Annotated in this window: 15 protein-coding genes, 22 tRNA genes and 1 rRNA gene; 4 read left to right on the top strand and 34 right to left on the bottom strand. The window is 35.1% G+C overall.

What is annotated here, in order from left to right; all coding sequences use genetic code 11:
- Together menD and ACFVR2_RS22010 are read right to left on the bottom strand one after the other, a co-directional pair.
- A complete protein-coding gene (gene menD, locus ACFVR2_RS22005; RefSeq protein WP_387366811.1) occupies positions 1–1,740 on the bottom strand; it encodes a 2-succinyl-5-enolpyruvyl-6-hydroxy-3-cyclohexene-1-carboxylic-acid synthase in 1,740 nt (579 codons plus the stop codon).
- A complete protein-coding gene (locus ACFVR2_RS22010; RefSeq protein WP_387366814.1) occupies positions 1,730–3,136 on the bottom strand; it encodes an isochorismate synthase in 1,407 nt (468 codons plus the stop codon). Before ACFVR2_RS22010 ends, menD begins: the two co-directional genes overlap by 11 nt.
- A 154-nt stretch (positions 3,137–3,290) precedes the next feature.
- Between ACFVR2_RS22010 and ACFVR2_RS22015 the strand changes: the two genes are divergently transcribed.
- The 3 genes from ACFVR2_RS22015 to ACFVR2_RS22025 all read left to right on the top strand — a co-directional run bounded on the left by ACFVR2_RS22015 (position 3,291) and on the right by ACFVR2_RS22025 (position 5,636).
- Positions 3,291–4,214, top strand: a complete 924-nt coding sequence (locus ACFVR2_RS22015) for a 1,4-dihydroxy-2-naphthoate polyprenyltransferase (RefSeq protein WP_387366817.1) — start codon at positions 3,291–3,293, stop codon at positions 4,212–4,214.
- 99 nt (positions 4,215–4,313) lie between these two features.
- On the top strand, positions 4,314–5,063 hold the full coding sequence (locus ACFVR2_RS22020; protein WP_056473272.1) for a TraR/DksA C4-type zinc finger protein: 750 nt from the start codon (positions 4,314–4,316) through the stop codon (positions 5,061–5,063).
- 108 nt (positions 5,064–5,171) lie between these two features.
- On the top strand, positions 5,172–5,636 hold the full coding sequence (locus ACFVR2_RS22025; RefSeq protein WP_387366822.1) for a TspO/MBR family protein: 465 nt from the start codon (positions 5,172–5,174) through the stop codon (positions 5,634–5,636).
- A gap of 58 nt (positions 5,637–5,694) precedes the next feature.
- On the opposite strand, the gene ACFVR2_RS22030 is transcribed toward ACFVR2_RS22025, so the two are convergent.
- The gene (locus ACFVR2_RS22030) at positions 5,695–5,895 is read right to left on the bottom strand and encodes a cold-shock protein (protein WP_056473269.1); all 201 of its coding nucleotides are present in this window, start codon (positions 5,893–5,895) and stop codon (positions 5,695–5,697) included.
- 470 nt (positions 5,896–6,365) lie between these two features.
- Here ACFVR2_RS22030 and ACFVR2_RS22035 point away from each other — a divergent pair, with 470 nt between their 5' ends.
- The gene (locus ACFVR2_RS22035) at positions 6,366–7,154 is read left to right on the top strand and encodes a TIGR00266 family protein (RefSeq protein WP_387366825.1); all 789 of its coding nucleotides are present in this window, start codon (positions 6,366–6,368) and stop codon (positions 7,152–7,154) included.
- Between the two features lie 80 nt (positions 7,155–7,234).
- Here the strand turns inward: ACFVR2_RS22035 and ACFVR2_RS22040 are convergent, their stop codons facing one another.
- The 31 genes from ACFVR2_RS22040 to rrf all read right to left on the bottom strand — a co-directional run bounded on the left by ACFVR2_RS22040 (position 7,235) and on the right by rrf (position 21,154).
- Positions 7,235–8,029, bottom strand: coding sequence for a lipase family protein (locus tag ACFVR2_RS22040; protein ID WP_387366828.1), 795 nt, complete (start codon positions 8,027–8,029; stop codon positions 7,235–7,237).
- 63 nt (positions 8,030–8,092) lie between these two features.
- Complete coding sequence (locus tag ACFVR2_RS22045; RefSeq protein ID WP_387366831.1) at positions 8,093–10,501, bottom strand: glycogen/starch/alpha-glucan phosphorylase; 2,409 nt, start codon at positions 10,499–10,501, stop codon at positions 8,093–8,095.
- Positions 10,502–10,526: 25 nt separating this feature from the next.
- Positions 10,527–11,960: a glycogen synthase GlgA gene (gene glgA / locus ACFVR2_RS22050; protein ID WP_387366834.1), complete on the bottom strand. Its 1,434-nt coding sequence runs from the start codon at positions 11,958–11,960 to the stop codon at positions 10,527–10,529.
- Positions 11,954–12,973: a GlgC family sugar phosphate nucleotidyltransferase gene (locus ACFVR2_RS22055; protein WP_387366837.1), complete on the bottom strand. Its 1,020-nt coding sequence runs from the start codon at positions 12,971–12,973 to the stop codon at positions 11,954–11,956. Before ACFVR2_RS22055 ends, glgA begins: the two co-directional genes overlap by 7 nt.
- Before the next feature lie 48 nt (positions 12,974–13,021).
- Positions 13,022–14,149, bottom strand: coding sequence for a glucose-1-phosphate adenylyltransferase (locus ACFVR2_RS22060; RefSeq protein WP_387366840.1), 1,128 nt, complete (start codon positions 14,147–14,149; stop codon positions 13,022–13,024).
- Complete coding sequence (gene glgB, locus ACFVR2_RS22065) at positions 14,097–16,028, bottom strand: 1,4-alpha-glucan branching protein GlgB (RefSeq protein WP_387366843.1); 1,932 nt, start codon at positions 16,026–16,028, stop codon at positions 14,097–14,099. The genes ACFVR2_RS22060 and glgB overlap by 53 nt, the downstream gene beginning before the upstream one ends.
- Before the next feature lie 709 nt (positions 16,029–16,737).
- The gene (locus ACFVR2_RS22070; protein ID WP_387366846.1) at positions 16,738–17,637 is read right to left on the bottom strand and encodes a DMT family transporter; all 900 of its coding nucleotides are present in this window, start codon (positions 17,635–17,637) and stop codon (positions 16,738–16,740) included.
- Positions 17,634–18,188 (bottom strand): bifunctional transcriptional activator/DNA repair enzyme AdaA, encoded by a 555-nt coding sequence (locus ACFVR2_RS22075; RefSeq protein ID WP_387366849.1) that lies wholly within the window; start codon positions 18,186–18,188, stop codon positions 17,634–17,636. Before ACFVR2_RS22075 ends, ACFVR2_RS22070 begins: the two co-directional genes overlap by 4 nt.
- A gap of 492 nt (positions 18,189–18,680) precedes the next feature.
- A tRNA-Glu gene (locus ACFVR2_RS22080) sits at positions 18,681–18,752 on the bottom strand.
- A 10-nt stretch (positions 18,753–18,762) separates the two neighbouring features.
- Positions 18,763–18,853 (bottom strand) — tRNA-Ser (locus ACFVR2_RS22085).
- 6 nt (positions 18,854–18,859) lie between these two features.
- Positions 18,860–18,934, bottom strand: a tRNA-Asn gene (locus tag ACFVR2_RS22090).
- A 20-nt stretch (positions 18,935–18,954) separates the two neighbouring features.
- Positions 18,955–19,031, bottom strand: a tRNA-Ile gene (locus ACFVR2_RS22095).
- A gap of 16 nt (positions 19,032–19,047) precedes the next feature.
- Positions 19,048–19,118, bottom strand: a tRNA-Gly gene (locus tag ACFVR2_RS22100).
- Positions 19,119–19,124: 6 nt separating this feature from the next.
- Positions 19,125–19,200: transfer RNA gene (locus ACFVR2_RS22105), tRNA-His, on the bottom strand.
- A gap of 9 nt (positions 19,201–19,209) precedes the next feature.
- Positions 19,210–19,282 (bottom strand) — tRNA-Thr (locus ACFVR2_RS22110).
- Between the two features lie 223 nt (positions 19,283–19,505).
- A tRNA-Phe gene (locus tag ACFVR2_RS22115) sits at positions 19,506–19,581 on the bottom strand.
- An 8-nt stretch (positions 19,582–19,589) separates the two neighbouring features.
- Positions 19,590–19,665 (bottom strand) — tRNA-Asp (locus ACFVR2_RS22120).
- Between the two features lie 3 nt (positions 19,666–19,668).
- Positions 19,669–19,745, bottom strand: a tRNA-Met gene (locus ACFVR2_RS22125).
- A gap of 196 nt (positions 19,746–19,941) precedes the next feature.
- Positions 19,942–20,034 (bottom strand) — tRNA-Ser (locus tag ACFVR2_RS22130).
- Positions 20,035–20,042: 8 nt separating this feature from the next.
- A tRNA-Ile gene (locus ACFVR2_RS22135) sits at positions 20,043–20,119 on the bottom strand.
- A gap of 9 nt (positions 20,120–20,128) precedes the next feature.
- Positions 20,129–20,202 (bottom strand) — tRNA-Met (locus ACFVR2_RS22140).
- Between the two features lie 27 nt (positions 20,203–20,229).
- Positions 20,230–20,302, bottom strand: a tRNA-Ala gene (locus tag ACFVR2_RS22145).
- A 10-nt stretch (positions 20,303–20,312) separates the two neighbouring features.
- Positions 20,313–20,389, bottom strand: a tRNA-Pro gene (locus ACFVR2_RS22150).
- A 24-nt stretch (positions 20,390–20,413) separates the two neighbouring features.
- A tRNA-Arg gene (locus tag ACFVR2_RS22155) sits at positions 20,414–20,490 on the bottom strand.
- Positions 20,491–20,502: 12 nt separating this feature from the next.
- A tRNA-Leu gene (locus tag ACFVR2_RS22160) sits at positions 20,503–20,589 on the bottom strand.
- 8 nt (positions 20,590–20,597) lie between these two features.
- Positions 20,598–20,672, bottom strand: a tRNA-Gly gene (locus tag ACFVR2_RS22165).
- Positions 20,673–20,694: 22 nt separating this feature from the next.
- Positions 20,695–20,777 (bottom strand) — tRNA-Leu (locus ACFVR2_RS22170).
- Positions 20,778–20,797: 20 nt separating this feature from the next.
- Positions 20,798–20,873, bottom strand: a tRNA-Lys gene (locus ACFVR2_RS22175).
- Positions 20,874–20,881: 8 nt separating this feature from the next.
- Positions 20,882–20,954 (bottom strand) — tRNA-Thr (locus ACFVR2_RS22180).
- A 3-nt stretch (positions 20,955–20,957) separates the two neighbouring features.
- Positions 20,958–21,033, bottom strand: a tRNA-Val gene (locus ACFVR2_RS22185).
- A gap of 5 nt (positions 21,034–21,038) precedes the next feature.
- Positions 21,039–21,154 (bottom strand): 5S ribosomal RNA (gene rrf / locus ACFVR2_RS22190).
- Positions 21,155–21,339 lie beyond the last annotated feature (185 nt).

Here is a 21,339-nt window from a genome sequence, read left to right on the forward strand (position 1 = left end):
TCATTTCTCGTATTCTGCTTTTACAAAACTCCAAACTTTTTGATGAAGATCATAATTTTCTTTACGATTTGTCTGAATTTCAATTACATGTAATCCATTATTCTTTTTAGCTAATTCATCTTCAAGTTCAAACCAATTATGAATTTTCGTATGAATTCCACCGAAAAGGGCTGTTGCATGCTCGAATTCCAATCCTAAAGGAGTTCCGAATAGTGCTTCGAAATGTTTTTCTTCTTTTGATTGAGGTAAAAATGAGAAGATTCCACCCCCATCATTATTAACAAGTATCACTCTTAAAGGTAAATGATGTAGTTTAGAAAGGACTAGACTATTTAAATCATGGTAGAAAGATAAATCTCCAATTAATAATGTGACTCTTTCTCCAGCTGCTGCCATTCCTAATGCTGTTGCAATTGTCCCGTCTATTCCATTTACCCCTCGATTACAAGCAATTTTTAGCTTTTTAGATTGATTATGTAAAAACGTATCCACATCACGTATAGGCATACTGTTTGAAACAAACAATGTACTTTCTTCAAGTAAATTTTTTGCTAAAACTTGAACAATTTTCCCCTCAAAAAGTTCATCAAACTGTTCTGCTTGTTGTAGTCCATTTTTTGTTTTTTCATTAATTGTTTTCCATTTATTCAACCAATCTATTTCTAGACTACTTGTTTTCAGATATGACTCCAAAATTGCATTACAAAACTGGATATCATCACAAGAAATCATTTGAGTTGCTTTTAACGTCGGATCCCTCCATAAGTCTCCTTCATCAATTACAATTAGCTCGCAATCTTTTTGCTTTTGTATATATTGGCTAAACGTTTTCGATACAGGCATTGCCCCGAATCGTACAATCACTTCAGAATCAAGCGAATCAACAACGTCTTCAAAACGAAGAAATGTATCATATGTATCAATTACATTCGAGTCTTCATTACCACTAATCGTTCTTCCATTTGAAAGAGGATCACATAGAACTGGATAGTCTAATAAATTCCCTAAAGTTTTAATCTTCTTTAAAGCTCCTTCTTCAACATAAGGACCACAAACTAATAAGCCTTTTCTTTTTGATTGAAAAAGCTTGATAAACTCACTACTTGTTTCGTTTGAAATTGTCGCAAGAGTTTCAGTAAGTATCGTGTGGGCAGAATTTTTACGCTTTCCTGCTGAAAACAAATCATCAATCCCAAAGTTTGGAACCAATGGTTCTCGAAGTGGCACATTCATATGTACTGGCCCCATTGGAGCGGTCACACAAGAACGGTAAAGTCGATTAACGCTTGAACGTGCATATTGGTACATTGCCTCAGAAGCCTCTGGTAAGGCTAGTTCAATGAATTTTTTTACAAATGAACCGTATAAACCAATTTGATTCATAGCTTGTGGTGCGCCTATATCTCGAAGCTCATGTGGTCGATCAGCTGTCAATACGATTAATGGAATTCTAGATTCTTTTGCCTCAGATATAGCTGGCAAATAGTTAGAAGCAGCTGTTCCAGAAGTACAGATTAATACTGTAGGCTGTTTCGTGCTTTTAGCGATACCTAAAGCAAAAAATGCTGCCCCTCTTTCATCTATTGCGATATAAGACTTTAACTTTGAATGCTCATTTACTAACATCGATATTGGTGTTGAGCGTGATCCTGGACTTATTACAACGTTTTGAATATTTAATGCACTTAGTTCATCTACAAGAGCACCAATATACTTTGTTAGTGCTTCATTATCTTTCATTTCGTAACCCTCCTAATGCATTTAGCATTGGCAGAAACTTTACACCAGTTTCAAAAAATTCTTCCTCTGGTTTTGAATCTTGTACAACACCACAACCGGCATATAATTTTGCTTTATCTTCTTTTATTAAGGCACTACGTATACCTACAGCAAAATCGCCATTTCCGTTTAAATCAATCCATCCGATCGGTGCACCATACCATCCCCGGTCCACAGGTTCAAGTTCACGGATTAATTTACATGCCTCTTCCTTAGGAAATCCTCCAAGTGCGGGTGTTGGATGTAATGCTTGAATCAACTCAAATAAAGAAACGTGATTATATAATTTCCCTTCAACTGGCGTGAATAAATGCAATAAGCTTTTTGTCGCCATTATTCTTGGTGTTGAAGGTATTGATAATTCATTACAATATTGTTGTAGCGTTTCTCGTATATAGTTTACAACAAAAGCATGTTCACCATTATTTTTTTTACTATTTAATAACCAATCGGCGGCTTCTGTGTTTTCTTCCTTAGTTATTCCTTTTGCGGCAGATCCTGCAAGACACATCGAAGAAACTGTATTATTTTTCTTTGAAATTAATCTCTCAGGTGTAGCGCTTATAAATACAGTATCTTTTAATTGATAAGAAATAACATAGTTAACATTTCTCGTTGCTTCTAGTTCATAAATTACTGTTGTTGAATTTACTTCTGAAGAAAATGTTGTATTTAACGTTCGATTTAAAACAACTTTTTCTAATTCTTCGTTTTTCATTTGATGAATTGCTTCTTTTACACTCTGAATCCATTCATCTGGTTCAAATTCATCTTTGTTTATACATTCTGATTGTGTAAAGCTTGGTTGCTTCATTCCAAATTTTTCTAAAAAGTCGTCATATTCTTTATATTGAAGCAATAAATCCTCTACTGAAGTTTGTTCATTTATTTCATAATTAGAGGTGATGAATGTCCCTTCGTTTGTAACCGTCACCATTAATTTAGGTACATAGAAATGAGAAGTACCAAAATTCTTCCAATCTTGATCATTTTTATAATTATCAAAAAAAGAGAAACCCCCAAGAGCTATCGGTCCTGTACCAAAGCAATTTTCTTGCTCGATATACACTTGCTCTCCAAAGCGTTTCCATTCTTTTTCTATTGCAGAATACTGTTCTTCTGTACTATGATGAAAAGGAACTAAAGTACCAATTCCTGTGAGAATTAACGAGTTTTCTTGGTTTGACCAATAAAAGCGTTCAGTAAAACCCAATTCATGATAAAAATGGTAAACACTTAGGGGATGGATATTCATTATTTTTTCCACTTTACAAATGAAGCGTTTTGAACAAGCTTTTGCCTTTTGAAGAGAATGCTCAAAGAAGGCAATCGATTCCAGTTGACCTGTTCTAAGCATAATAGTTCCCCCTAGCTTAAATATACGTTAAATACATGATATAACTAAAGATACAACGATGAATGTAGACTGTCAATTTTATGAAGTTCGTCCATACTTTTTTAAAGTAAAATGACCTACATTTTCAAATAATATTAAAAAGGAGGATGTTAACATGCAACCAACTGTTCAATCTCCAACTTCCTCAACAGGTTTTAGAACATGGTGGAATTTATTAAGACCACATACATTAACCGCAGCGTTCATCCCTGTTGCGATTGGAACAATGTTAGCGCACATAAATCACTCATTTCATTTACTTTTATTTCTTTCAATGCTTATTGCAAGTTTACTGATCCAAGCCGCTGCAAATATGATTAATGAATATTATGATTATAAAAGAGGGCTAGATCATGAAGGTTCTGTTGGTATCGGAGGAGCAATCGTAAGAGATGGTATTAAACCTTCAACTGTCTTAAATCTTGCTTTTACTTTTTTTGGTATCGCTCTTCTACTAGGCATTTATATTTGTATTCAAAGTAGCTGGTGGATAGCAGTTATTGGACTTATTTGTATGGCAGCAGCTTATTTTTATACTGGAGGACCACTTCCAATCGCATACACTCCATTTGGTGAGTTAGTTGCGGGCTTTTTTATGGGAGTTGTAATTATTGGTATTACTTACTATATTCAAGCTGGAAATTTACCATCAAATGTGATCTTACTTTCTATCCCTACTTCAATTACAATTGGAGCAATTTTAACTGCAAACAATATTCGTGACCTAGATAATGACAAAGAAAATGGACGTAAAACACTTGTTATCTTATTAGGTAAAAAGAATGCAATTATCTTTATTGGTTCATTATTTGCAGTTGCATATGCTTTAGTTATTGTATTTGTTATCATGAATTTAATTACACCTTTTGCCCTTATTTCATTAATAAGTATTCCTGTTGCAATTAAAGCAACAAAAGGATTTATAGGTAAAACTCAACCAATGGAAATGATGCCAGCCATGGCAGCAACAGCAAAAACAAATACTATAATGGGATTCCTTCTTGTTATAGGCTTAATAATTGGAAGTATTTTTTCCTAATTAAGGCAGAACAATTCCTCAAAAAACTTAATTCATGTTTTCCTCCTTTTTGAACAAAATATGGATAGTCATATTCATTTATTGAAAAGGGGGAGCATGATGCTTTCACAATCACAAATCCAAACATTTAAAAACGAATTACTGAAACAAAAACAACATATAGAAGAAAGACTTAATGATCCAGCCTTTACACCATACTCACTTAGAGATTCAGTTGATGAGCTTTCTCTTGCAGACAACCACCCAGGTGATTTAGGTACTGAATTATTTGAGCGTGAAAAAGACATATCTCTTCATGAACATTTAAGAAACGAATTAATTGATGTTAATGCAGCGTTAGAAAAAATTGAAAATGGAACATATGGTATATGTGAAGTAAGTGGTGAAGAAATACCGTTTGAACGGTTACAAGCTCTTCCTACAGCAAAAGCGATGATCGAACATACTCACGATCAGCATATTTCAAGTTCTAGTATAAGATACGATCGTCCCGTTGAGGAAGAAGTACTAAACCCTCCGTTTAGTAGAGACCCTAAAGATCGCTCAATGATGTATGACGCTGAAGACGCTTTACAAGATGTTGAAAGATATGGAAATTCTCAAACACCGTCTGATTTTGAATTTAATAATATTGAGGAGTATGGAAGCACATTTACTGAGAGCTATGAAAATGTAGGTTATGTCGAAGAATTTGAAAACTTTATCGGTACTGATATTTATGGAAAAAATCAAACTGTCTACCCTACAAAAAAACATGAACAATATGAACAAGATCTTGATGACTATGAAGAACAAGCTTTAAACGGAGAATTATCTGAAATTGATGTGAAAGATATTGAAAAGTACTAAATGAGTTAAAATTTCATTAAAAAACGATTACTACAATGTGGTCGTTTTTTTTATATTTTTAAATTAACTACATATACTTAATCAAGACAACTTAATTGAGGAGGTTTTATGAATATTAAGTTAATTGTATTATTTTTCTCCATATACTGTTTATTTTTTGTTTCTTCTATTTTATTTCCGATCGACTACGAGTGGTATAGTCATCTAAATAAACCAAGCTATACTCCTTCAGGTAAAACAATCGGAATCATTTGGGCATTCTTATATTCTTTCATTTCTTTAAGCGTATGTATAATCGTTTCTTTAGGAGAATCCTTTAAAAAAGCAAAATGGTTTTATATTCTATTGATTATTAATTATATATTTAACCAGTTGTTTAGCTATTTTCAATTCAAACAAAAAGATTTACTGATGGCTACAATCGACTGTGGACTCGTCTTTGTCACAGCAATTCTTTTAACGGCCATCGCTTATAAACATTCAAAAACTTCATTTGTATTACTCATTCCCTATTCTATTTGGTCATTATTTGCAACCTATTTAAACTACAATATCTACTTACTAAATAGATAGATATCTAGATTAATATAAAAAGGCATCCTAAAAAAGGATGCCTTGAACATAACAAAAATTATTTTTTGTTTACGTTAGCTGCTTGTGGTCCACGGTTTCCTTCGATGATTTCGAATTGAACTTCTTGACCTTCTTCTAAAGTTTTGAAACCTTCGCCTTGAATTGCAGAGAAGTGTACGAATACGTCGTTTCCACTTTCAGTTTGGATGAATCCAAATCCTTTTTCGCTGTTAAACCATTTAACTTTACCGAATTCCATCGATAATACCTCCTAAAAATACATATATACACTATTAATGCGTGCATAAAAGAGGGGTAAAGAAAAAGAACGTCATTGTTCAATCGGTTTAAGATCGCTACAACATTGAAAGTGGTCAAAACTTCTTTTCAAGACAAAGAAAATGAGCGTTACTAAAAATTTTGTAGTGCAAATATCGTTAATTTCTTACCTTCAAATAAATATGCAGTTAATAGTAAGTTAAATATAACATATCTGAAAAAGAGCGTCAATGACACTCAGGCTAAATTGAGAGAATTTTTTATATAATTCTTAATATTTATCTTTTATACATTTAGACTACCCTAGCTCTCTATAAAAATGGTAAATTTTCTCATTAATTAGTCAAAATAAATGAGGATTCTGTAATAATTTATCAAATTTTTTATTATTAAATAACTGGATTTTCGTATTACAATATTTGTATAGTTAAACTAAAAGGAGGCATAAAAATGAAAAATTCACATGAAGTTACATATAAAATTCATGGCCATGATATGCAGTTTGTACAAGTAGAGCTTGATCCAAAGGAAACAGTGGTTGCTGAAGCTGGAGCAATGATGATGATGGATGATGGAATCGAACTTGAAACAATTTTTGGCGACGGTTCTTCACAATCAGGTGGTTTATTTGGAAAATTGGTTGGTGCGGGTAAGCGCCTTGTTACAGGTGAGAGCTTGTTTATGACAAGTTTTACTAACCAATCAAGCTCACTAAAAACGGTCAGTTTCTCGGCACCATACCCTGGAACAATTATACCGTTAGATCTACATGAGTATGGAAATAAAATTATTTGTCAAAAGGATTCTTTCTTGGCTGCAGCAAAAGGAACTTCAGTTGGAATCGAGTTTAGAAAGAAATTAAGTACCGGCCTATTTGGTGGCGAAGGCTTCATCATGCAAAAACTCGAAGGTGATGGCCTTGCTTTCCTACATGCTGGTGGTTCAATTTACAAAAAAACTCTTCAACCGGGTGAAAAAATTAAAATCGATACTGGATGTATTGTTGGCTTCACCGGAGATGTTAATTATGAAATTGAATACGTTGGAAATGTAAAAACTGCTCTTTTTGGAGGAGAAGGTCTATTCTTCGCTACATTACAAGGCCCAGGAACAATTTGGGTTCAATCATTAACTTTAGCAAGATTGGCGTCCCGTATTGGTCAATACTTACCATCTTCATCTAGAGAAGAAGGAAGTATATTAGGTGGTCTTGGTAATCTATTAGATGGTAAAGATTAATTCAGACTATTGAAAAGTGTTTGTTTTGTTTACGTACAAAAAAACTAGTCAAGAAATTTTGACTAGTTTTTTCTGTACAATTAGATTACTTCCTCTTCCTCTGGCTCCGCTTCTCGTAATTTATAAGTAAATGTAGGAGTATAATCATAATCCAACTGCATCTTTTTAACGCCTTCAATATAAGTCGATAGATGATGACTATTCTTAATAGACCCTTTATTTAGTGAAAAAGTGATTGGATGCTTCACTTGAACGTATTCTAAATAAATGTTTAATGGCTTCACTTCTACTTTAAAGGGCGGGCTTAATGGGACCATATCATATAAATTTACAAATCTTAAACTATGCCTAACATTTTCATCGTAGTTTTCTTTAAACTTTATATTTCCTACTTTAGGAGAGCCAAATGAATAGACATTCGGGTTACAAATTCCAGTCATTGCTATTTCATATCCTAATAACGTGGCCAATGAACCGCCTAAACTATGACCGGTTATGAATATTTTTTTTGAAAGTGCCTTTTCCTTCACAATTGCTAAAAGCATTTCTCGACAAGATTGATAAATTGATAGAAACCCCGAATGGACACTCCCACCGTTCATCACATAAGGAAATAAGTCTTGATCAATTTTTAAATCAGCTAACCAATCCAAATCTGATTTCGTTCCTCGAAACACAATGATCACAGATTCATTATTTTCAATAATATAGCCAAACCATTCTAGCTCGCTAATTACACATGCCTTAATTGTATCTACTAATGAATAGCTTGCTGGAATCATAAATTTACCATCATTATCAAACTGAGCATATGCCTGTTCAATGCAAAGTAATAATTCTAAGGCCTTATCATAGTCAACTGAAAGGAATTTCAACGTATCTCTCCTTTCTCGCTTTTCATCATTATATGAAAAACCTCCTAATAATCTAAGAGGAGGTTAAGAATGGTGTAACGTTCTTTGATGAATATTCCATATTTCTGATGCGTATTGACGAATCGTGCGATCACTCGTAAAAAATCCCGATTTCGCAACATTGTTAAGACTCTTTATAGCCCAATCCCTTTTATTTTGATACGTGTTATTAATACATTCATGCGCTTTTACATATGAAGAGAAATCTCTAAGTAAGAAATACTCATCATTATAAGACATAAGCGAATCAAAAATTGGTTCAAATTCTTCTCTTGGTAACGGAAATAATCCATGGAGCAATTGATCTAACACCTTTTTTATTCGCAGATCATGATGGTAATAATCACTGCTTTTATATCCACCGTATTGGTAATAATTTAATACCTCGTCAGCTGTAAGTCCGAATGTGAAAATATTCTCCTCGCCAACTTCTCTTAAGATTTCAATATTTGCACCGTCAAGTGTACCAAGCGTTAAAGCACCGTTCATCATAAATTTCATATTCCCAGTACCTGAAGCTTCTTTACTTGCTGTCGAAATTTGTTCACTAACATCCGCTGCTGGAAAAATAATTTCACCTAATGAAACTCGATAATTTTCAATAAAAATTACTTTAATAAATTGGCTTATATAGCGATCATTATTAACAATATCAGCCACTGAATGAATTAATTTAATGATTTTCTTAGCAAAGTAGTAGCCAGGAGATGCCTTTGCTCCAAAAATAAAGGTTCTAGGATGCATTTTAAAATGTGAATCTTCCTTCAAACGATTATATAAATACATGATATGTAAAACATTTAGTAATTGTCTTTTATATGCATGCATCCGTTTTACTTGAATATCAAAGATTGAATCTGTATCTAATGCAATTCCATTTGTATAGTGAACATAATGTTCGAGAACTTCTTTTCTCTTTTTCTTTACATTCATAAATTGCGATAAGAATGCATCGTCATTTTGATATTCTAATAGATTCTCAAGTTGAGTTGGTTCGTGTATCCAATCGTCTCCGATCGAATCATTTATTAAGCTACTAAGCTCAGGATTACATTGGAGTAACCATCTTCTATGAGTAATACCATTTGTTTTATTATTAAACTTGAATGGTTCATACTCATAAAAAAGCTTCATTTCTCTTTGTTTTAAAATTTCAGTGTGGATTTCAGCAACCCCATTAACGCTCTTACTGCCTACAATTGCTAAATGAGCCATTTTAACGACTCCATGAGCAATAATAGCCATTTGTTCAATTCGATCCCAATCACCTGGGTATTTGTTCCAAAGCTCTTTACAATATCTTTCGTTTATTTCTTCTACAATCATATAAATTCTTGGCAATAAAGGCTTAAATAAATCAACTCTCCATTTTTCGAGTGCTTCCGATAAAGTTGTATGATTCGTGTATGAAATCGTTTGAGTTGTAATTTCCCATGCTTCATCCCAGGATAACTTTTCAACATCGATTAAAATTCTCATTAACTCTGGAATCGCTAAAACTGGGTGTGTATCATTTACATGAATAGCAATTTCTTCATGGAGCTTACGAATATTACCATACTGCTCCTTATATGAATCTACTATTCTTTGAATACTTGCAGAAACTAAAAAATATTGCTGTTTTAGACGTAAAATCTTTCCTTCATCATGTGTATCATCTGGATATAAGAATTCTGAAACTGCTTCTGCCTCTCGCTTATATTTCATCAGTGATTTATTTGAGGAATGAGTAGACGCTTCAGCACTCCATAGTCTCAATGTATTTACCGTGTTTGTATGGTAGCCAATAATCGGTAAATCATACGGTACCGCTGTGATTGCTTCTGCATCATGTAGGCGAAATTCCAATCGATTTTTATTATTAAATGATTCTACTTCTCCCCCGAATAAAACTTCAATTGCTTCATCATCTCTTCTAACTTCCCAAACATTTCCGTATTTCAGCCATTGCTCAGGTAGCTCCACTTGATATCCATCAACAATTTTTTGGTCAAATAGGCCATGTTTGTAGCGGATGCCACATCCATGACCTGGCAAGTCTTGTGATGCTAACGAATCCAGAAAACATGATGCTAGCCGTCCAAGTCCACCATTTCCAAGTCCAGCATCGCTTTCAAACTCCTCAAGATCACTTAAAGAAATTCCTAATTTCTCAAGGCCAGATTCACATAGTTCTCTAAGCCCTAGATGAATTAAATTACTTTTCAAAAGCTTTCCTAATAAGAATTCAATTGATAAATAATAAACTTGTTTTTTTCGCTCTAAGCGGTATTGTTCACTCGTTCCTAACCAATTACCGCTTATATGTTCACGAATCATCGTTCCAAGTGTTTGAAATTGCTCTTGAGTAGTACTATCAGCAGTACTCTTTCCATGCATACTTTCTAGTTTCTCTTTAAAACACCACTCAAACTCCTCCACACTAGAAAACATGGAATCACCTCACCCTAAAAGATTTTTACTTTGAAGACTGCATATATAGTTTTGCATATTCTTTAGCTGATTTTAACCAACTTGAATCTCTTCTAATTGCATTCCTTCTGACTGATTTCCAATGTTTTTTATTCTCATAAATACTCAATCCACGTTCAATTGTGTGAAGCATATCGTGAGCATTATAGTTACTAAAAGTAAAACCAGTTCCACTCTTCGTCTCTTCATTATATGACTGGACAGTATCATTTAGCCCCCCAGTCTCTCTTACAATTGGAACACACCCGTACTTCATCGCAATAAGTTGACCTAGTCCACATGGCTCAAATTGTGAAGGCATAAGGAATAAATCTGCACCTGCATAAATCCGATGAGCAAAGCATTCATCAAATCCAATATAAGCTCTTACTTTATCGTAGTAGTTATGCTCCATTGCCTTAAAAAAGTTCTCGAATTCTTCATCACCAGAACCTAAAATGACTACTTGGACATTATAATCCATAATTTGAGGGAATACGTGTTGAATGAGATCAATGCCTTTTTGACTTGTTAATCGGGAAACCATTGCAATAATAGGAATATTTTCATCTATTTTTAATGCAAGTGACTCCTGCAATTTCAATTTATTTTCTGTCTTATTTTCGATTGTAAATTCATCGTAACTAGAGTGAATTTTTCGATCAGTAGCTGGATTATAAATTGTTTCATCAATTCCGTTTACAATTCCAAAAAGTTTGTGATCTTGCTCACGTAATAGTCCATCTAATTGCTCTCCAAAAAATTCATGCTTAATTTCTTCTTTATATGTTGGACTAACAGTTGTTACGAAATCGCTTGAAATGATTCCAGCTTTCATAAAGTTGATACAATCGTAAAATTTCAAATAGTCATCGCGAAAATATTGTTCATCAATCCCTAACATATCGTCCATTACTTCTTTTGAAAATACGCCTTGGAATTGAAGGTTATGGATTGTAAAAACAGATTTCATTTTTGGATTAATATCTTTTAATGCACCATACTCTTTCATGAAAAATGGGATCATTGCTGTATGCCAGTCATGACAGTGAATTACATCAGGTTTAAAGTCTAATTCTTTAATACATTCGATTGCAGCTAGAGAAAAGAATGCAAAACGCTCCCCATCATCAAAATGACCATACAACTTATCTCGATTGAAATAGTATTCGTTATCAATAAAATAATAGGTTGTACCTTCTACTTTCAATTCAAATAAACCACAATACTGTTTTCTCCATCCTAGATTTATAGAAAGCTCTTTTACTAGCTTAGCTTCTTCTCTAAATTTAGCGGGAATTAACGAGTAGAATGGAAGCATTACTCTTACATTCATATTTAGTTTATTTAAATACTTAGGGAGAGCGCCTGCAACATCTGCAAGCCCTCCCGATTTAACAAATGGTACACATTCTGAAACAATATATAAAACATTTACCACTGAATCAACGCTCCTTGGACTGAACCTTTTTGAAGCACTACTGGCTCACTTAAGCTTCCTTTTATTTCAACACCATCTTCAATTCGAACATCTTTATCTAATATAACGCCATCTAATATACAATTATCTCCAATGATTGATTTTTGCATAACAACACAATTGCGAATAATCGTATTTTTTCCAATTTTCACAGCTCTTGAAATAATACTATTTTCAACTGTTCCCTCAATTTCACATCCATTAGCTACAATTGAATTTTTTACAATTGCTTCTTTTGAATATTTTGTTGGTGGCTCATCTTTAACCTTAGTAAAGACAGGATAAGATTTTAAGAATAATTGATTCCATATCTCAGGATTTAATAATTTCATACTTTGCTCGAAATAATCCTCAATTGTTTGAATGATTGAAACTTGTTGAGGTATTTCATACGCACTTAGTTCAACCTCATTATTTTGATCGCGTACAACGTCCATAATTGTTTCATAGCCTTTTTCGTGGAAGTTTTCAAAAAGCTTTAACAATAACTCTTTTTCAAGGATATAGATATTTAAAGATTTACCGAATTGCTTTAACTCAGTAATTTGTGCATTTGTTTCGATATGTCTCTTTAAAACTGGTCGAAAATCAACTGAACAAATCGTATAAGTATTTGCTACTACTACATACTTTTGAGTAGAACGTTGTAAAAACTGAATATGCTTTTCAATAAAATCGAATGTACCAAAAGCGCCATCAGTTGGCTCAGGCGTAAAAATAAATAGTCCATCCTTTTTACGATTTAAGTCCCAATGTTTACCAGAGCCTAAGTGATCAATAATTGATCGATAAGGTTGATCAGGAAATACAGCGACACTCGTAATACCTGAGTTCACCATATTACTTAACATAAAATCGATTAAACGATATCGACCTGCATAAGGAAGTGTTGCCAATGGTCGATGCTGTGTTAACGGCTTTAAAGATTCAAAATGTGTTGACGCCTCAATTATTCCTAGCATAGTATGTTTCATCAAATAACCCTCTCAATCTATTTTTCTATTTGAGGAATGAGCCACCTCTTATTCTTCGCTTGTAACTAGAATTACCTCTTCATAATCTTTCACTGGACCCAGAAGACTTCCATCAGGAATAACCATACCAGGCGCTACTACTGCACTTTCAATTCGAACATCTTTTCCAATAACACAACCTGGCATAACGACAGAATCTTTAATCATACTGCCTTCTCCGATTGTTACTCCTTGGAATAATACAGAATGCGATATAAACCCTTCAACAACACACCCCTCATTAATTAGAGAGTCTTCAACGATTGCCGTAGGTGCAATATATTGTGGTGGTTGATTCGGATTAACTGAATAGATGCGCCAATCACGATCATATATATTTAGTTCACTATCTTCATTTAACAAATCCATATTAGCTTCCCATAAGCTTTTAACTGTACCAACATCTTTCCAATAACCTTTGAAAGGGTAAGCAACTACTTTTTTCTTTTCTTCTAATAAAAGTGGAATAACGTCTTTACCAAAGTCATTACTTGATTCTGGATTGCGATCATCCATCTCTAAAAACTCTTTTAAAACATTCCATTTAAAAATATAAATTCCCATTGATGCTAAATTACTCTTTGGATATTGAGGCTTTTCTTCAAATTCTATAATATCCATTTCATCATTTGTATTCATAATTCCGAAACGGCTAGCTTCATCAATCGGAACTTCGATAACTGAAATAGATACATCTGCCTCTTTTTCAACGTGATAGTCTAACATTTTACTATAATCCATCTTATAAATATGGTCACCTGAAAGAATTAACACATATTCAGGCTGATATTGCTTTATATAATTTAAATTTTGATAAATTGCACTTGCAGTACCTGTATACCATTTAACGCCAGATGCTTCTGAATATGGTGGTAAAACAGTTACTCCACCATTTAAGCGATCTAAATCCCATGCACTTCCAATACCAATATATGAGTTTAGTACTAGTGGTTGATATTGGGTTAGCACCCCAACAGTATCAATACCTGAATTTGTGCAATTACTTAAAGTAAAATCTATTATTCGATATTTACCTCCGAAAGCCACGGCTGGTTTTGCTAGTTCTTTTGTTAAAGAACTTAATCTACTCCCTTTTCCCCCTGCTAGTAACATTGCTACGCATTTTTTCTGAACCATTGCTGCTAATCCCCTTTCGCATTTTAACTGGACGAATGATTGTAAAACTAAAGGCAGGTAATGCTATTTCAATACTGTATGGTAAACCATGAAATGGTATTTCTTCTGATTCAATGGCAGAACGATTTATTTTACTATCGCCACCAAATTGTACATAGTCACTTGAAAGCAATTCTTTATATCGATGCTTTGCAGGTACTCCAATTCGATATGTGTCATAAGAAATTTCTCTAAAATTACAGATTACGATGACATAATCGTCTTTGTTTTTTCCTTTTCGGATAAATGAAAATACACTTTGATCTGCATTATTTGCATCAATCCATGAAAATCCATCCCAATGATTATCAACTTCATAAAGTGATTTATTTTTTTTATAAATCGATAATAACTCTTTGAAATATTTGTTCATCTTGGAATGATATTCATAATCTTTAATGATCCAATCAACTTGCTCTAAATCCTTCCACTCATCAAATTGCCCAAATTCACTTCCCATAAATAAGAGCTTCTTACCTGGATGAGATAAATAATAACCAAATAGTACCCTTAATTGAGCAAACTTTTCTTCGTATGTACCTGGCATTTTATTTAGCAAAGATTTCTTACCATGTACTACTTCATCATGTGAAAAAGGTAAAACAAAATTTTCTGAGAAGGCATATAAAAACGAGAAAGTCATCTGATTATGATGATGCTTTCTTTCCGTTGGGTGAGTCTCCATATAAGTCAAAACATCATTCATCCAACCCATATTCCACTTAAAATTAAAACCTAATCCACCTTCGTATGTAGGTGCAGTAACTAATGGCCAATCAGTAGAATCTTCTGCAATCATTAATACTTGTGGATCGTGTTCAAATACCGCTTCATTTAATCTTCTTAAAAAGTGAGTTGCAAAAGGATTCTCTTCATTTCTATTTTTCCAATATAATATATTTGCAACAGCGTCTACTCTGAAACCATCAATATGAAAATATTCCATCCAATATAAGGCGTTTGAAATAAGAAATGATTTTACTTCTGGTTTTGATAAATCAAAATTCGCTGTTCCCCATACTTCATTTTCTCTAGCATCATAACCTTCATATTCATATGTAGGTTCACCATCAAACATGTATAATCCGTGAGAATCCTTACAAAAATGACCAGGCACCCAATCCATAATGACTCCTAATCCTTGCTGGTGGCATTCGTCAATAAAGCTCATTAGCTCATGGGGATTTCCATATCGACTAGTAGAAGAAAAATAACCTACTCCTTGATACCCCCAAGAACGATCATATGGATGTTCGACTAATGGTAATATTTCAATATGTGTAAAACCATGATCTTTTACATATGGAATTAGTTCTGTCGCTAGTTCTGCATAAGTGTAGAAGTCACCGTTTTTCTTCTTTTTCCAAGAACCTAAATGTACTTCATAAATCAAAACTGGTTCTTCATATACAGACTTTTTAAATTTCTGCTTACGATATTTTGCATCTTTCCATTTATAGCCCGAAAGATCATAAACGATCGAAGCTGTACTTGGTCGTAGTTCACTATAGAAAGCAAAAGGATCACTTTTTAATAAAACATCACCCTGTTTGGTTGAAATTTCATATTTGTATATCGTCCCATGACCAATTTCGGGGATATATATCGTCCAAATCCCTTGATCGTTCAACTTTTCCATTTTATGATCAGAACCATTCCAATTATTAAAGTCCCCAACAACTGAGACACCTTGCGCATGTGGAGCCCACACTGTAAAAATAGTTCCAACTTTATCCCCTTTTTTTACTACATGTGCCCCAAAACATTCATGGCTATGGAATAAACTTCCCTCATGGAATAAATGTACATCAAACTCAGTTGGCCGTGTCAAAAGCAACATCCTCACCTCATTACAATCTCTTAAATTCTTCTATCTCTTAATATTCTACAAATATATATATTCACCTTGTTTTTATGCAAAAAAAATTCAAAAAATTTTTTCGCAAAATGAATAACCATTCATGAAACCGTTGTCATTATTGCATTTGTCGTAAAAATGTCGAATTTGTCGAACGAATATTTATGTATTTTTATACATTGCGTTTCGGAATTCCCTTGTAACAATTTGTAAAAATTTGATTTTTCATAAAATTTCATTCATATTTCACACTTTTATCTCATATAAACTTTATATTTAAAAAGATTTGTCGAAGATTGTCGGATTAAGAGGGAGAGTTTTTTTTGAAAAATATTTAGAAATCACTAACAAATTATTTGGAAATTCAGGTGCAAAATTAAAAATAATATCTAAACTAAAATTCAACTTATGCGGTTATATGGAAGACCAAGCAAAAATACATGTTGATCAAAATAGTGGAATTAAATTAACTAACATTCGTTTTAGGCAATGCAATAAAATTATTGAGATCCATGTAAATAGCTTCACTTCAAAGTTACTAAATCTCGTGTCAATATCATTATTTTCCTAGATGTGCTACCTCCTATGTTTAGACACCTTTTTTTAGCTCAATAAAACAACAATCGTAATATAGTAAAAAGGATCTTCGTTTTTACGAAAATCCTTTTTTGTCTTATTATTTAAAAACCTATTAAACGTGCATTCGCTTACTTGATGATACTACACGTAAACGAATATCTGAAATTAGAAATACACCACATAAAATGACTAGAAAACCAAACAACATTCCTAATGTAATATGTTCTTTCAAAATAAGAACTCCCCAGATCATTCCAAACACAGGTATTAAAAAAGTAACACTTAATGTTTTGGTAGGTCCAACACTTTCGATAAGATAAAAATACAATAAATAGGCTATAGCAGTACATAATAATGCTAATCCTAGAACTGCTAATATCGCAACTCCCGATACTTTATCTGTAAATGCAGTGAAATTTAGAAATGTAAAAGGTAAAAGTAAAATTGCAGCACCAATTTGTTGACCAGCTGCAAGTGAAAGTGGTGGCACCCCAATAAATGCTTTCTTTGCATAAACACCTGCAAGTCCATATGAAATAGTCGACAAAACTGCAAGTCCAATTGCTATTTTAACATCATAAGTAAACGGAATTGAACTCCATCCTACTAACAAGATCACTCCTATTACTCCCACTATTATTCCAGTCCACTTTCGCATACTCAACTTTTCTTTCGTCCATAAAAAGACAACAAGCGCAGTAAATAGTGGCGTCAAAGAGTTTAGAATGGATGACATTGAGGCTGTCAGATGCAATGCTGATGTAGCAATTAATGTAAATGGAATTGCTGCATTTAATGCCCCTATTATTAAATATTGTCTCCATCTCTTTTTAAAGTTTAATGATTTTTTAGTAATAACCAAATATAGTACCAGGGCAAAAGCAGCAATTGTAACTCTTCCTTGTATTGTTAAAATTGGTCCAAAAACTGGTGAAGCTATTCGAATAAATAAAAATGAAGCTCCCCATAATGCAGCTAGGCTCAATAAAGCTATTCCATCTTTTAATTTCATTTATTTAACCCCTTTCTGAATGTAGTTGGAGTGTAATTAAAACGATGACGAAACATGCTTGAAAAATGTGCCGAGCTTTTAAAGCCAAGTTTATGCGCTATTTCAGTTATCGTTTTCTCAGTATCTCGTAACAATCCTAAAGCTTCTATCATTCTTAACTTAGTTGCGTATTCTAACGGTGATAAACCAGTGGATTTTTTAAATAATCTTTGCAAATGAAATTTACTTACTCCAACTTCAATTGCTAACCGATCCAATGTTAAGCTATTTCGATATTCTTTTTCAATAAAATGTTTAGCTGATAAAATAATATCCTCTTCATTTGAGTAAAGTAAATCAGGGCGACACCTTTTACATGGACGGTATCCATCGTTAATTGCCAAAGAAAATGACGGATAATATGATACATTTTCTTTTAATGGGATTCTTGACTTACACGAGGGTTTACAACAGATCCCAGTAGACTTAACTGCATAAATAAACACTCCATCATAGTTTTCATTGCATGATTCAACTGCATTCCACATGACCTCATTATTTAATCCGTTCATTTAATCACCTCATCTTTAGCTATTCACATTTTAACACTAAGATAATGCGCTTGCTTTCAATTTCTTGCTTTCTAATTTCTATGGAAGAAGGATAATAGTTAATAGACCAACTCTTGATGTTTGGATTTAAAATGAGTGAAAAGGATATTAGTATTGAAAATGAAGAATATGTGATCCGAATAAAGATTAATGGGTAAGGGGAAGAGCGAGACAATGGAGAGAGGACAAGGATATGAATTTAACGAATTCAAAGAATACTTGAGTTGAGTGAAACGCTTAGCAACTAATATCTTTTCAGATGATGAAATTAAAGCATATCAAAAAATGATAAAGAATGACCCAACGTAACTCCCTGTCATCTTAAAACGAACGAGAACACTCTAATATAATGAAGAAAGCCGTATTGAGCTAAATATCGTTCACTAAAATCCTAAAAAAGACAAATAAAAAACTCAGTTACCTGTGTTATCACAAATAACTGAGCTTTAGATATGACCCGTACGGGACTCGAACCCGTGTTACCGCCGTGAAAGGGCGGTGTCTTAACCGCTTGACCAACGGGCCAAAAAAAATATGGCAGAGAAGAAGGGATTCGAACCCTCGCACCGGTTACCCGATCTACACCCTTAGCAGGGGCGCCCCTTGAGCCACTTGGGTACTTCTCTATCATATGGCTCCGCAGGTAGGATTCGAACCTACGACCACTCGGTTAACAGCCGAGTGCTCTACCACTGAGCTACTGCGGAAAAACTAATTATAAAATTAATGGTGGGCCTAAATGGACTCGAACCATCGACCTCACGCTTATCAGGCGTGCGCTCTAACCAGCTGAGCTATAGGCCCATTAAATTTTATAAAAAGCGGGTGATGGGAATCGAACCCACGACCGAAGCTTGGAAGGCTTCTATTTTACCATTAAACTACACCCGCAAAATATGGGGCGACCGATGGGAATCGAACCCACGAGTGTCGGAACCACAATCCGATGCGTTAACCACTTCGCCACGACCGCCATAAAGAGTGCCGACTAGAGGACTTGAACCCCCAACCTACTGATTACAAGTCAGTTGCTCTACCAATTGAGCTAAGTCGGCTTATTATTAATTAAATCACTTTGTATAGTTACTTATATAACATATATCCCACTCAAACTTAGGTTTTGTGTAGTAATCTTCATAAAGTCGTCCTTGTCTCATATAGATAATTCAAGGTGTTTTTCGACAAGTACGCTGATGTTTCGCTACGAAGCTTATTCGTTCGTGCTCTACCAATTGAGCTAAGTCGGCTTATTATCATAATCATTTTTTGTATTTAAGATGGTGGCTCGGGACGGAATCGAACCGCCGACACGAGGATTTTCAGTCCTCTGCTCTACCGACTGAGCTACCGAGCCAACTTAAATGGCGGTCCCGACCGGGATCGAACCGGCGATCTCCTGCGTGACAGGCAGGCATGTTAACCGCTACACCACGGGACCATTTGGTTGCGGGGACAGGATTTGAACCTGCGACCTTCGGGTTATGAGCCCGACGAGCTACCAGACTGCTCCACCCCGCGATAATGTGGATACTATTTAATATAGTTCCATGAAAGTTATTTCGTTAAGACCATCCCAATCTCAGGATGATTATGCAAGTAGCAGCTCGATTGGTATGCTGAAGTAATTTCTTCGAAGCATATTCGTTCGTGCTCCACCCCACGATAATGTAGATACTAACTAAGTTAGTTCCATTAGTATGAAATTTAATAAAAATGGAGGAGTAAGAGGGATTCGAACCCCCGCGGGCTGTTACACCCCTGTCGGTTTTCAAGACCGATCCCTTCAGCCAGACTTGGGTATTACTCCATTATAAGTGGTGGACCTTGTAGGACTCGAACCTACGACCGGACGGTTATGAGCCGTCTGCTCTAACCAGCTGAGCTAAAGGTCCTTAAATAAGTAGCGGCGGAGGGAGTCGAACCCACGACCTCACGGGTATGAACCGTACGCTCTAGCCAGCTGAGCTACACCGCCATAATAAATTAATTTAAGTTCTTTAAGTGGAGCCTAGCGGGATCGAACCGCTGACCTCCTGCGTGCAAGGCAGGCGCTCTCCCAGCTGAGCTAAGGCCCCATGTTTTAAATGGTCGGGAAGACAGGATTTGAACCTGCGACCCCCTGGTCCCAAACCAGGTGCTCTACCAAGCTGAGCCACTTCCCGTTCAGAATTACAGGTGAAACAATATGGCGCGCCCGAAAGGACTCGAACCCATAACCTTTTGATCCGTAGTCAAACGCTCTATCCAATTGAGCTACGGGCGCATATTATAAAAATGGTACCGAGGGCCGGACTCGAACCGGCACGGGGTCAACCCCCGCAGGATTTTAAGTCCTGTGTGTCTGCCATTCCACCACCCCGGCAGTATATATGGAGCGGAAGACGGGGTTCGAACCCGCGACCCCAACCTTGGCAAGGTTGTATTCTACCACTGAACTACTTCCGCATATACTGATTAACAAGATAAATGGTGCGGGTGAAGGGACTCGAACCCCCACACCGAAGTACTAGATCCTAAGTCTAGCGCGTCTGCCAATTCCGCCACACCCGCAATATTTTCTTTTTAGAAAATGGTGAGCCATGAAGGATTCGAACCTTCGACCCTCTGATTAAAAGTCAGATGCTCTACCTACTGAGCTAATGGCTCATAAAGAGTGCCGACTAGAGGACTTGAACCCCCAACCTACTGATTACAAGTCAGTTGCTCTACCAATTGAGCTAAGTCGGCATATGGTGGAGGATGACGGGCTCGAACCGCCGACCCCCTGCTTGTAAGGCAGGTGCTCTCCCAGCTGAGCTAATCCTCCATCAAACCAAGCGACGTTCTACTCTCACAGGGGGAAACCCCCAACTACCATCGACGCTGAAGAGCTTAACTGCCGTGTTCGGTATGGGAACGGGTGTGACCTCTTCGCTATCATCACTTGATTCATTTTCTTTAGGACATTAATTATTATATCAAAATATCTACCGAAGTCAATAACTTTTTCAAAGTTTTTTTATAATAATTTTGTACCTTCAAAACTAGATAATGTCATGATCAAACTTGTTAGTTAAGTCCTCGACCGATTAGTATCAGTCAGCTCCACGTGTCACCACGCTTCCACCTCTGA

It is taken from the genome of Gottfriedia sp. NPDC057991, assembly GCF_042886615.1.
In the GTDB taxonomy this organism is placed as follows: Bacteria; Bacillota; Bacilli; order Bacillales; family Bacillaceae_G; genus Gottfriedia.